Here is a 12,644-nt window from a genome sequence, read left to right on the forward strand (position 1 = left end):
ATATTAAAAATGTCGCCTTGAGATAGCTAAGGGTTTAGTTAAATAAGGGTGCCTGTATGGAGGGATCGTCGCTAGAGAGTATTTGAGTCGCTTTACCGGTATAAGTATTGTCCTTGAAAAGCACCTCTTTAGAGGTTTTAACAACCACGGCCGGGTTCTCCGGGAATTTCTGAGGGAAGGTCCCAGAGTTTGTAATCTTATTTTTTTCAAACCTCAAATTTTCAGTATTGGAAACTTCGAGAATAAGGTTGTCAAACTGTTCGAAAGTATTGCCGTGAATATCAATATTTCGGAAGGCGATATGCTCCGATTCGTCGTCGGTCACCAGCCGGATCACCCCTCGGTTAAACCCACTGTGTTGACAATCCTTAAAGGTATTGTTGGTGATGCTGATATTAGCGCCGCTGCCTGACTCAAACCAGCTCCCACTCTCCACGGGGATAAGAATGGCCTCCATTTCGGTGCTGAAAAAATTCCCCTCTACCACCGTCTTCTTCGGTGTAGAAAGTAGCAGTCCACGAGCCCGGTTATTGCTGATGGTGCAGTTCTGTACCAAAACCTCCGGATAGGCATCGAGGTTCTCTAATAAGTCCCCAGGTTGAATGCGCGTGTCTAATTTATCTTTGAACTTGATAATATGATAGCGCCCGTTTATTTTTTGTACCGACTCCACCGTATTTTTGGCATAGGCATCAAAAGATTCGTTGAGCCGTATCAGGCCTATGCTGTCTCCCGGTTTTCCAAGAACAAAGTTTTGTTGTTGGAAATGTCCTATCCGCACGCCTAAGGTATACGGGTCCAGTTGCTCAACCACCTCTTCGTAGGTGCCATGGATGTTACTGGCGTCGTCGAGCTGATTGTTAAACACACAATTTCGGATCGAAATTTTGCCCCTACAGCCTACAAAATGGGTGGCGTCGGCGGTGGTAGAAACCATCCGGTTGCCAGATGGGCGCACATTGAAAGCGTCTAAAGTAAGGTCACTGGAGTTTTCGGCGATCAGCCCCATACCCCCTGCATGATGTACCGTTACGTTTGTGGCATTGAAAGTTTCGCAGTTCAGGACACGGAAAGCAGGAGCCACCCGGTTGCTGGCCTGATCCCCCTTGCCTACCAATATCATGCCTATAGGAGGGAGTTTCTTGGCATGGTTGAATATCCTTACCAGCCCTGGCTCTAGTTCTTTGGCTATCAACCGCTCTTGGGTACCATAAGGATGGGTTTTTTCACTCTTAAAATCCTGTGAGTATTTGTATTTCAGGGACTGTGTATTTCTGGTTATGGCCGATTTGGATAGGTTGGTAAGGGGAGTATAGTCCTCTGTATCGAATGCTATGGCCTTGCGTTTTGGGTCATAAAGGATGGACTGCCCTATGCTGTGCTCATAATATTCTTTTAGGAATATCAATTGATCGTTGCGTATGGCATAGGGGTATTCCGTGCCTATCTTGATATCAAAAGTCTTGTTAGCAACATCTTGTGCCACTACTAGGGCTTCACTATTAAAGGGTGTCTGCCAGTCTATACTGAGGTTTTTGATGCTGATATTTTTGCTGTCGGTAATCAAAAAAGGAACCATTAGCCCATGGAAAATAAATGTAGAACCCTGCCCGTCGATGGTAAGGTTTTCCTGACGATCGATGGGAAAAGCCGTTCTAGTCAGTACATTATCATGATTAGAAATAAAGACAAAGGATTCATAGCCCTTGTCGGGGTAGAAATGATAAGTACCCTTTTGGAATTTAATCTCCCGTATAGAGCCTTTTTTTGCAGACAATATGCTTTTTAACACTTCGGGAGTGGCGTCGTCTCCAATGTCGGTCGTGAAGTAGACCCTGTCCGCGACAGTAGCGAATCCTTTGAGGCCAAGGCCGAAAAGCGCTAAGAATAGGACCATCAGTAATTTAATCGATTGGTTAGGCATAGGAATGGATGATAATAACAAATAATTGAGTTAAAGGAGCTATTAAGGCATTGGGAACAGCGTGGAGTGTTGGTGCTCGTTACGCATGATTTCTTTTACTTTCTTGACGATATCGGGGTGTGCACTGGCAATATTATTCTTCTCGGCTTCGTCTACCGACAAGTTGTACAATTCGAGTTTTGTGTCACCAGTTTTATCATAATCATAAACCACCCCTTTCCATTGGCCCATCCTTACGGCTTTTCTACCCCCATTGGCCGGGAATTCCCAGTAGAGGTGATCGTGCTTTTTTTGCCTTCCCTTCCCCGTCAGGGTAGGTAAAATGGATAGGCCATCGGTACTTACTTTTTTAACTCCTGCCATATCGGCGAAAGTGGGCTTCATATCCCAGAAGGCCGAGATATGGTCCGAAACCGTATTGGGTTTAATTTGGTTGGGCCATACCGCAATAAACGGGCAGCGAATACCCCCTTCGTAGAGGTCTCTTTTCACGCCTCTCAGCCCTCCCGCTCCGTTAAAGAATTCGGGATCGCTGCCCCCTTCTTGGGCTGGTCCGTTGTCGCTGGTGAATATCACCAGAGTATTGTCTGCGATCCCTAATTCGTTCAGTTTATCCATGATTTGCCCCACATAAAGGTCCAGACGGCTCACCATGGTGGCATATACGGCGTGTGGTTCGGTCTGGGAGGCATATTTCTCCAACTGGATGTCGGGGCCATAGTCCGATAGGTAACTTTCTGGCATCACAAACGGTTTGTCCTCCTTAAATTGGCCTTTGTATTTTTGATAAACAGAATCGTTGGGTGAGATGATTTCGGCATGAGGAAGCACGAACGGTACGTAGGCGAAGAAGGGTTTATCCTTATGGTTGGTAATAAACTGAAGCGTGGCCTCCTGGATCATGTCTGGAGCATAGGTAACCTTATTGGTATAGTCGTTACCTTTTAGAAAATCCTTTTCCTGGTTATGCCATAGGTAGGTCGGGAAATAACGATGGGCTTGTCTTTGGCAGTTGTAGCCATAGAACTCGTCGAAGCCTTGCTGATTGGGGTCTCCTTCGGTGCCTATAAACCCTAGGCCCCACTTTCCAAATGCGCCTGTGGCATACCCTGCTCGCTGAAGTACCTCTGCTATGGTTTCCGCCTTTCCGGGCAAGGGGACCTGGCCTTCAGGCTTGGCCTCCTTGTTGCCCCTTATGGGCGTATGACCCGTATGTTGGCCCGTCATCAGCGACGACCGGGAAGGGGCACATACAGAGGACCCGCTATAGTGTTGGGTAAATCGGATACCTTGCTTCGCCAGCTTGTCGATGTTGGGGGTGCTGAATTTTTGTTGTCCATAACAGCTCAAATCACCATAACCGAGATCGTCGGCTAATATATAGATGATATTGGGTTTCTGATTGGACTGGGCTTGTGCACCTATGTTGACTAAAGCCAGCACGGTTAACAAATGAAAAACTCTGAAAATTGGATTAAAATGGTGCATGGGTAGTTAAGAATGACGCTGTTTTACTGAATTTGAAGGCCTATTTTTGCTATAGGCCATGCACTTGGGTATTCCTCGCCATCGATGCTTATCGGAATTGGCATCGTATGGCTTATGAAATATGTATGGCTACAAAACTCTAAAGAAAATAGGTGTCTAGCGTATTCTGTTGTCCTTAAAATGTTGTTTTGCGTATTTATTCTATAAAAATTGATGGGTTCTCGGTAGTAAACTATCTTTGCTGGGCTTGAAATAGGGGAGTAGAAATTCAGATTTGACTCATTTACAGGGAAGTTTACTGAGGAATACAAAGGAAGTACGTAGGGGTACAAATATGAAAGGCCTTGGCTTTACCTTTAATGTCGCTATCCAAATAGGAAGTATAGGAGTATTGAAATATAATATTAAACTAAAGTAATGTGCGTGTTCTTTTTTAGATATGAATTTTTTAGTGAGAATGAAACTAATCCATCTTAAAAGTCTTTTAGTTGGGCTGTTCATCGTAAGCTGCCCTGCTTTTATACATGCGGAAAAAAGGCCCAAGAAGCCTAACATAATTTTTATACTAGTCGATGATCTAGGATATGCCGACGTGGGTTTTAACGGTTCCAAATGGTTCGAAACTCCGGCGATGGATGCCCTCGCCAGGCAAAGCCTGGTGCTGGATAATGCCTATATGTATCCTACTTGCTCTCCCTCTCGAACGGCCTTCTTTACGGGTAAGCAATCCTTTAGGACCGGTGTGTATACGGTACCCGTCTTAGAAACTGGAACCGACCAAGAGAATATTTTTTCTCGCTGGACGGTCGAAAAGAAGCATACTCTTTTTTCGGTGCCTTTGGCCGAGGCTGGCTACCAGGCCATTCATCTGGGCAAGTGGCATATTGTGGGCCCCGACCCACTTCATGAGTTACAGTTGGAGTTCCCTCTTAAGGAAAAGCTAACACAACCTCAACCTGGCGATTTTAGCTGGGTGGCTGCCCATAAGTCCAAGGCCATTCAGGAATATTATCCTCAAGGTCGGGGATTTGTGAAGAACGTAGGGGGAACCTATCGGGGTGATCCTGCCCTAGAAGCCGGTGGCTATAAGAGTGAAACCATGGGCTACCACGCCCCCTTTAGCAATCCATTTATCGAGCCTAAGCCCACCGATTCCTGGCTAACCGATCGGCTGACCGACGAAGCCTTGGAATTTATGGAACAGTATAAAGATTCCTCTTTCTTCGTCAACCTGCATTATTATGCCGTTCACAGACCTATTACCAGCCGTAGCCAAACGCTGATGGATAAGTATATGGGAAAAGAGGGGGATGCCGTGACCGGACAAGGACTGGGCCCACGGCGCAAGGAAATGGCCGCTTACGCTACGATGGTCGAATCGGTAGATCAAAACTTACAACGGATCCTCGATTTTCTTGACGCCGAAGGCCTCCGCCAGAATAGCGTCATCATTCTCACTTCCGATAATGGCTATAACGGTGGTCAGAGTAGCAACGATTTGATGCGCGGCTCGAAGGGGTATATTTACGAAGGAGGCATTCGGGTTCCGGCGCTGATTAACTGGCCAGGGCAAGTGGAGCCTCGTAGGAGCCAAGTGCCTATCACAGTGTTCGATTATTACCCTACATTCCTGGACCTAGCCGGTGTTGACAATTATACTGGCCAGCTGGATGGTCATTCCTTAACCTCCTTGTTTAAAAAGGATGATCGTAAACTACAAAAAAGAAATATTTATTGGCACTTGGCCAGTCAATATAAACATGGCACCTGCTCGGTAATACGAAGTGGCCCCTATAAGCTTATTCAGTTTTTGGCCAGTGGGGAGCTAGAGCTCTACGATTTGGCTCAGGACCCTCTGGAATCGGACAATTTGGTAACGAAAGAGCCTTTGCTTACCAAACGGTTATTGGCCGATCTGGTCCACTGGAGGCAAAGCAATGCCGTGCCCTTACCTCCTAATGCTGCCTTGAAATATTAATAGATCTATAAAAATGACCGGAATACGCTGTATGAAATATTGGAAGTTAAGTCTTCTAGTTGTTTGCTTGATGGGAAGCCTAAAGGGTATGGCCCAGCAAAAACCTAATATTGTATTGTTTTTTGTGGATGACATGGGCTGGGCGGATCTAGGCTTTAGGAACCCTGTTTTTGAAACTCCCAATATCGACAAGCTCAAGAAGGAGGGAATGAGTTTTGAAAGAGCCTATATATCTACCCCTACATGTAGCCCAAGCAGAGCCTCTCTGCTGACGGGTAAGGAACCGGTACGGTTTCAAATGGTACGTCATATTCCGGAAGGTAAAGCCTATAATTTTGATGAGAATGGACGAACCCAAGAGGAATTTCACCTATGGGAGAAGGATCCGGTACAGATGCCATCTCGAAACTGGTTGCCGCTTTCAGAAATCACTTATGCCGAAAGGTTAAAACAATACGGATACTATAATATGTTTATAGGTAAGTGGCATCTGGGCAGCGAAGCGTATCATCCCATCAAGCAAGGCTTCGACGCCCAGATTGGCGCTAGTAACTTTGGGCATCCCAAAAGCTACTATCAGCCCTTTTTTAAGCAAAACAATCCACTGGCTGATAGTTCCGATGGTTCCTACCTGACGGATGTACTTACCGAAAAGACACAAGATTTTATCGCCGATTACAAGGAGTCTAAGCCCTTTATGCTCACATTATGGTATTATACCGTACATGGGCCTCATATAGGGCGGAAGGACCTGGTCGAGAAATTTAAGGCCAGGGGGTTAGAAGGTAAATATGCTGAATATGCGGCGATGGTAGCGGCGATGGATGAGTCCATCGGAAAGATCCGGCAATCCTTAGTCGATAAAGGTATTGCCGATAATACCGTCATCTTATTTTTGTCGGATCAAGGCGGATATTTTACCAATAGTCCCTTAAGTGGGGGTAAAACCGGGGGGAATACCCTCGGCGAGGGAGGGGCGCGCGTACCCTTGCTGATGTATTATCCAGGCGTGACCAAGCCAAATTCCGAAACTTCGGTTCCCGTTCAGTCTATCGATTTGTATCCTACCCTGATAGAAATTGCCTCTGGGAAAAAATGTGAGGACAAGCAGATTAATGGAGTTAGCTTAATGCCCCTGGTGAAGGGCAAAAAACTGAAGAGTCGAAATCTATACTTTTTCAGGAGTTATGAGGATCAATATGCCGCCGTTATCAGTGGCGACTGGAAGTTGGTCAAGTATCATAGTGGACGATACGACCTGTTTAACATCGCCAAGGATATTTCGGAAAAGAATAATCTGTATGGTACGAATCAAAAAGAAGAAAGCAAGCTAAAATCGGAATTGGCCAATTGGGAAAAATCGGTGGTAGTTCAATGAGCAAATACCTATGACTGGTTCAGGGGTAATGGCTAATCTTAAAATATATAAACTATGAGAAACACCTTAATAGTGTTATTAATGGCCTGTTGTGGGGCGGCTTGGGCACAGCAAAATAAGCCTACTCAGCCGAATATCATCTGGCTGATGGCTGAGGATATGAGCTTAGACTTGGAGTGCTATGGAATGCCAGCGGTAAAAACCCCCAATTTGAATAAAATGGCCGAGAATGGAGTTCGTTTCGACGCCTGTTTTGTTACTAACTCCATCTGCTCGCCCAGTAGGTCGGCTATGTTAGTAGGGACACACCAGCTCAAGATCAACGCCCAAAACCATCGGAGCAATCGCAATGTGCCTCTCGATGCGCATTTTAAGCCTTTTACCTATTGGTTACGAGAGGCTGGCTACACCTGCATACTGGGTCATCATGGAGTAATGAGACAGGGACGTAAGGTCGATGCCAATTTTAAACATGCTGATCTGGGACCTTGGGATGGTAAGACCCAGTTTGGACTCTTCGATAAGTATGATACTTTTGAAAAGGCCGACCAGCCTTTTTTCGCCCAGATTCAGCTGCTAGCCACACATCGTGGCGACTGGTGGGATGAGGTCCGTAGCCAGTCCAAGCACCCGGTCGATCCTCAATCCGTGGTGATGCCCAAATATTTGGCCGATCATCCCGTCATTCGTATGGACTGGGCCAAGTACCTCGACCAAGTGGAGTTTATCGACAACGAGGTGGGGATGATATTTAAGGAGTTGGAAGCCAAAGGAATGGCCGACAACACCATTGTTATATTTATTGGCGACAACGGGCGTTGCAACCTGAAGGGCAAAGGGTATCTGCACGATGCAGGCCTGCGCATTCCGTTTATTGTATACTACCCCAAGGTGCTTAAAGGCGGGCAGGTGCGCAAGGACGTGGTTTCTTCTACGGATATTACGGCCACGATCCTCGATTTTGCCAGCGTGAAAATCCCCGACTACATGACTGGACATCCTGTTTTTGCCAAGGACTTTAAGAGGGAGTCGGTATATGCCACCCGCGATTTGTGGGATGAAATTCAGGAAAAGTCTAGGGCCGTCACCACCAATAACTGGAAATACATCAGGAATGATATTCCGGAACTTCCATGGGATGCACACCAGGCCTATCTTGAATTTTACAGGCCTGCCTTACATGTCATGCGCCAATTGTATAAAGAGGGGAAGTTGACGGAAACAGAAAAACAATATTTCTCCAAAACGAAACCGAAGGAGGAGCTTTATGACCTTTCTAAGGATCCAGATGAGATGGTCAACCTGGCCGACAATAGCAGTTATAAAAAGCTTCTAGAAGAATTCAGGGCTGAGACCAAGCAGTTTGACCTACAAATGGCTCCTGTTTCTAATGTTTTTGAGCCGGTAACTGCCGATGCTGTGAAGGTATTGGCCTGGATAAAGAAGGATAAGCCCGAGCTTTATCAGCAGATGTTGGAAGGAAAGGAAATAGGATTCCAGCATTTATCTAAAGACTTTAAGGCTCTTAAGAGGAAAAAGTCCGAGTAGTGAATAAAAACAGACTCTGTCCATTGCCGTGCGATTTGTGGCTAGTTTGGGAGAATAGTTTGTTGAATCATATCAAAATTAGTATCAACCTTGCACCAAATAGTTAATCAATAGTACCCTGATGATAGACTCCAAAAAATACTTTGTGCCCCTGTTGATAGCGGTGGGGCTGTTGGCTTCGGGCCAGTCCCAGGCCAGTGAGGACAAACCTAAGCGACCCAATATTTTGTTTTGCATTGCCGACGATGCATCTTTCCAGCATATGGGAGCTTATGGCCTTACCAAGTGGGTGAATACACCCAATTTTAACCGGGTGGCCAATGAGGGCGTATTATTTATGAATGCCTATACACCCAATGCTAAATGTGCCCCTTCGCGATCCTGTATCCTAACCGGGCGTAATCCATGGCAGTTGGAAGAAGCAGCCAATCATGTACCATTCTTTCCCGCCAAGTTTAGAACCTGGATGGAGGAACTAGCACATCAAGGGTACCAGACAGGCTTTACCGGCAAGGGCTGGGCTCCAGGAAAACCCGGTAGCCTCGATGGGAAACCACGACAGCTGACGGGGAAACCTTTTATGACCAAAAAACTAAAGGCGCCTACCTCTTCGATTTCCACGACGGACTACGCTGGGAATTTCGAGGACTTTATGAATCAGCGTAATCCTGAGGAGCCCTTCTCGTTTTGGTATGGCGGGCACGAGCCCCACCGTACTTATGAGTATGGCTCGGGATTGGCCAAAGGAAACAAAAAGTTATCGGATATCGATCGGGTGCCAGCCTTTTGGCCCGACAATGAGGTGGTCAGAAATGATATGTTAGACTATGCTTTTGAAGTAGAATATTTCGATCAGAATCTGGGCAAAATACTCGATATATTGGAGAAAAAAGGGGAGCTGGACAATACCATTATCATCGTTACTTCCGATAACGGGATGCCTTTTCCTAGAATAAAGGGGCATGTTTATGAATATGACAATCATTTGCCCTTGGCGGTAATGTGGAAGGAAGGGATCGCTCATCCAAAAAGAAAGATAGAGGATTTTATTAGTTTTATCGATTTGGCGCCTACCATCCTAGAGGCAGCAGGGGTGAAGCGAGATAAGCAAATCATGAACGACATTCAAGGAGAATCTTTTTTGTCTATTCTGAAGTCGGATAAACAAGGTATTGTGGAACCCAAAAGAGACCATGTGTTGATCGGCAAGGAACGTACCGATGTGGGTCGCCCACACGACCAAGGCTACCCTGTACGGGGCATTATCAAGGATCATTTTATATATACCAAAAACTATGAGCCTAGCAGATGGCCAGCGGGGAATCCTGAAACGGGATATCTCGATACCGATGGCAGCCCTACAAAGACTGAAATCCTAAATGGAAGAAGGAATGGTACAGACGTGAGAAGATGGGAAATTTCCTTTGGCAAAAAGGGCCCAGAAGAGCTATATCGGTTCGATCAAGACTTTGACAATATGAACAATCTGGCTAATGATCCTAAATACGCGGATATTAAGCAGCGCCTGGTCCAACAAATGGAGAAGGAATTGAAAGAACAAAAAGACCCTAGGATGGAAGGTAAAGGGGCTATTTTCGATAGTTATCCTTATTCAGAAGCCAAAACTAGGAATTTCTATGACCGGATGATGAAGGGTGAAAAGATGGAGGCTAAGTGGGTGAACCCAACTGATGTCGAAACGGTACCCGAGCAGTAAAGTGTTGGTTAGAGGAATGATATTCACTTTGTTTTGATAGGCATTGAAAATAAGCCCCTATTGGTTTGACGATCAATAGGGGCTTTCCGTTTGATAGGAGGTCGCTACCAGTTGGTAAAGGACCCATCGGCTTTGTGCAGCCGTGGAGCCTCCCAAAAACGAAAGGGGTTCTCTTTTAGTTTTTCCTCTATCACATCCATGCCTAGTCCAGGTGCATCTGGAATGGCATAAACGGTGTTTTCAACGATGGGATGGTCTATAAAGAATGCATCCTGGCCCGACATGTCCGTGTCGTAAGGGGGTACCTCTAGCCAGGCAAAATTGGGAATGGCAGCGGCCATATGGATGGTAGCTGCCGTGCATATGGGGCCAAGTGGATCGTGGGGCATGACGTCGATATAATGGGTTTCGGCCATGGAGGCCACCTTCATAGCTTCGGTAAGGCCACCAACATTGCATACGTCAATACGTGCAAAATCTGTGATATGTCCCTCTATATAAGGCATAAAGTCCCATTTGCTGGAAAACTCCTCCCCGATAGCGAAGGGGACATCTACCATTTGGCGCAAAGCCTGATAGGCCCCAGGTACTTGGTCACGGATTGGTTCTTCTATGAAATCAAGGGTCCCCGCTGGTAGTTTATTACAGAAGGAGGCCGTTTCCGCTACAGATAACCGGTGGTGATAGTCGATGCCTAAGGTGATGGCAGGGCCCAATTCTTGTCGTAGGGTCGTCAGGCACGCACTGGTTTCGGCGATGGATTTACGAATATCGAAATGGGTGGGCTGTGTGGCATCCCCGTTGATACCCGTGGTAGTGCGGATGACCGTCCATCCTTCGTCAGCCAGTTTTTTTGCATCTGTAATAAGCCCTTCACCCATGGGTTTGGAGCTGGTAATAAAGCAGGGCACGTGGTTTCGCTGTTTGCCTCCCAAAAGCTCATAAACAGGGACGCCCAGCGCCTTCCCTTTTAAGTCGTGTAAGGCTATGTCGATAGCCGAAATGGCGGCTGTAAGTACCCGCCCCCCTTCAAAATACTGGCTACGGTACATTTCCTGCCAAAGGGCTGCAATATTAAATGGGTTTTTCCCTATTAAAAATTCTCTATAATGCTGCACTGCCCCGGCTACGGCAAGCTCCCGTCCCGAAAGCCCCGATTCTCCCCAGCCGTAAATGCCTGCGTCTGTCTCTACTTTTACGAGGCAGATGTTACGATGACCCAACCAAAAAGGGTATGTTTTGATGTCTGTGATTTTCATTGGATTATGATTTTATTATGATTCTTTCGACCTTCCCTACCAAGAGTACATAACTGAAGAAGCCCAGCATTGCCACCGATCCAATATAGAAAAGGGCAGGCTTGAAGTCCCCACCATCTACTAAGTATCCTATGGCTATGGGAGTAACTACTGCTGCCAAGCCCCCTATTAAGTTAAAAACCCCACCTACGAGCCCTATCATCTGTTTCGGCGCCATGAGCGATACAAATACCCAAGTGATAGACGCCAATCCATTTCCGAAAAAGGCCAGTGATAAAAAGGCGATTACAAGAAAGGTACTATCGCTATAATTAGCGAAAATGATAGACGTAGACAGGAACATGCCTATCAGGATGGGGGCTTTTCGGGCTAACTCGGGGGAGTATTTTTTCTTAACCAAATAGTCCGAAAGGAACCCCGACAAGATAACGCCAAAGAAAGCGGCTAGGAAGGGGATAGATGCCAGCCAGCCTTTTTTCATGAAATCGAGGCCTCTATACTCGACCAAATAAGTGGGAAACCAAGTAAGGAAGAAGATAAAAAGGGTGCCCAAACAAAATTGACCAATATAAAGTCCCCATAACTTCCTATATAAAAATGGCTCTTTGAATTCTGACCAAGTGATTGCCTTCCTTGGGGTATCGGTGTCTTGTTCGTTGACGATGCCCCCATCGTTTTCGATTAGTGATAACTCGGCCTCGTTGACCGTGGGGTGCGTCTTGGGCGAGCGGTATACATAGTACCAAATGACGGCCCAAACGAGGCCCACAATCCCCGACGAAACAAACAGCCCTTGCCAGCCTAAATGCGCCTGGACGTATATCAAAACGGGCGTTAGGAATGCCAGCCCTATGAACTGCCCTGAGGTATAGATGGCAATGGCCGAGGCTCTTTCTTTTTCGGGAAACCACGAAGAAACGATCCGATTGTTCATGGGGTAGGAGGGCGCCTCAAAAACCCCGATAGTAGCCCTAGCCACTATAAAGGCTACAAAGGTTTGTAGGTAGCCCTGAACGAGGGTGGCAAATGACCAGCAAACCAACAATATAGGATAGAGCTTGCGCGGGTTGGCCCTGTCTACTACTATACCTCCCGGAATTTGCAATAGCGCATAAGTCAGTGAGAAGGCCGAGAATATATAGCCCATCTGAATGGTATCGAAGCCCAGGTCTGTTTTTAGGGCAGCCGCTGCAATGGAAATATTGCTTCTATCCAAATAGTTGATGACTACCGAGCCAAATATCATGGCTAGAATATGGTAACGCTTACGGGTAGGTTTCACTGAGATGTTGGTTTTATTAGAGAAGGTTGGAATAGTCTTGTCAAATCAAAGAAAGTTGATAAAGCCTATT

Annotated in this window: 8 protein-coding genes; 4 read left to right on the forward strand and 4 right to left on the reverse strand. The window is 46.3% G+C overall.

Going from position 1 to position 12,644, the window contains the following annotated elements; translation table 11 throughout:
• Positions 1-34: 34 nt before the first annotated feature.
• Both CLV98_RS12015 and CLV98_RS12020 read right to left on the reverse strand, forming a co-directional pair.
• Positions 35-1,924, reverse strand: a complete 1,890-nt coding sequence (locus CLV98_RS12015) for a right-handed parallel beta-helix repeat-containing protein (protein WP_211320019.1) — start codon at positions 1,922-1,924, stop codon at positions 35-37.
• A 42-nt stretch (positions 1,925-1,966) separates the two neighbouring features.
• A complete protein-coding gene (locus CLV98_RS12020) occupies positions 1,967-3,412 on the reverse strand; it encodes an arylsulfatase (RefSeq protein ID WP_109674570.1) in 1,446 nt (481 codons plus the stop codon).
• 457 nt (positions 3,413-3,869) lie between these two features.
• Between CLV98_RS12020 and CLV98_RS12025 the strand changes: the two genes are divergently transcribed.
• From CLV98_RS12025 to CLV98_RS12040, 4 genes are all read left to right on the forward strand, one after another.
• Entirely contained in the window at positions 3,870-5,390 is a 1,521-nt protein-coding gene (locus CLV98_RS12025) for a sulfatase (RefSeq protein WP_211320020.1), read from the forward strand.
• Positions 5,391-5,478: 88 nt separating this feature from the next.
• Positions 5,479-6,768, forward strand: coding sequence for a sulfatase (locus CLV98_RS12030; RefSeq protein ID WP_211320021.1), 1,290 nt, complete (start codon positions 5,479-5,481; stop codon positions 6,766-6,768).
• Positions 6,769-6,822: 54 nt separating this feature from the next.
• The gene (locus CLV98_RS12035) at positions 6,823-8,316 is read left to right on the forward strand and encodes a sulfatase family protein (protein WP_229203337.1); all 1,494 of its coding nucleotides are present in this window, start codon (positions 6,823-6,825) and stop codon (positions 8,314-8,316) included.
• A 121-nt stretch (positions 8,317-8,437) separates the two neighbouring features.
• Positions 8,438-10,033, forward strand: a complete 1,596-nt coding sequence (locus CLV98_RS12040; RefSeq protein ID WP_109674573.1) for a sulfatase-like hydrolase/transferase — start codon at positions 8,438-8,440, stop codon at positions 10,031-10,033.
• A 104-nt stretch (positions 10,034-10,137) separates the two neighbouring features.
• Here CLV98_RS12040 and CLV98_RS12045 read toward each other — a convergent pair whose 3' ends face one another.
• Together CLV98_RS12045 and CLV98_RS12050 are read right to left on the reverse strand one after the other, a co-directional pair.
• On the reverse strand, positions 10,138-11,292 hold the full coding sequence (locus CLV98_RS12045; RefSeq protein WP_109674574.1) for a mandelate racemase/muconate lactonizing enzyme family protein: 1,155 nt from the start codon (positions 11,290-11,292) through the stop codon (positions 10,138-10,140).
• 4 nt (positions 11,293-11,296) lie between these two features.
• Positions 11,297-12,574, reverse strand: a complete 1,278-nt coding sequence (locus CLV98_RS12050; protein ID WP_229203338.1) for an MFS transporter — start codon at positions 12,572-12,574, stop codon at positions 11,297-11,299.
• Between the last annotated feature and the right edge of the window lie 70 nt (positions 12,575-12,644).

Origin of the sequence: Dyadobacter jejuensis, assembly GCF_003149085.1 — a bacterium.
Taxonomy (GTDB): Bacteria; Bacteroidota; Bacteroidia; order Cytophagales; family Spirosomataceae; genus Dyadobacter; species Dyadobacter jejuensis.

Coding starts and splice junctions, on each gene's coding strand:
- CLV98_RS12015 (WP_211320019.1), bottom strand. CDS start 1,924: ATGCCTAACCAATCGATTAAATTACTGATGGTCCTATTCTTAGCGCTT.
- CLV98_RS12020 (WP_109674570.1), bottom strand. CDS start 3,412: ATGCACCATTTTAATCCAATTTTCAGAGTTTTTCATTTGTTAACCGTG.
- CLV98_RS12025 (WP_211320020.1), top strand. CDS start 3,870: ATGAAACTAATCCATCTTAAAAGTCTTTTAGTTGGGCTGTTCATCGTA.
- CLV98_RS12030 (WP_211320021.1), top strand. CDS start 5,479: ATGGCCCAGCAAAAACCTAATATTGTATTGTTTTTTGTGGATGACATG.
- CLV98_RS12035 (WP_229203337.1), top strand. CDS start 6,823: ATGAGAAACACCTTAATAGTGTTATTAATGGCCTGTTGTGGGGCGGCT.
- CLV98_RS12040 (WP_109674573.1), top strand. CDS start 8,438: ATGATAGACTCCAAAAAATACTTTGTGCCCCTGTTGATAGCGGTGGGG.
- CLV98_RS12045 (WP_109674574.1), bottom strand. CDS start 11,292: ATGAAAATCACAGACATCAAAACATACCCTTTTTGGTTGGGTCATCGT.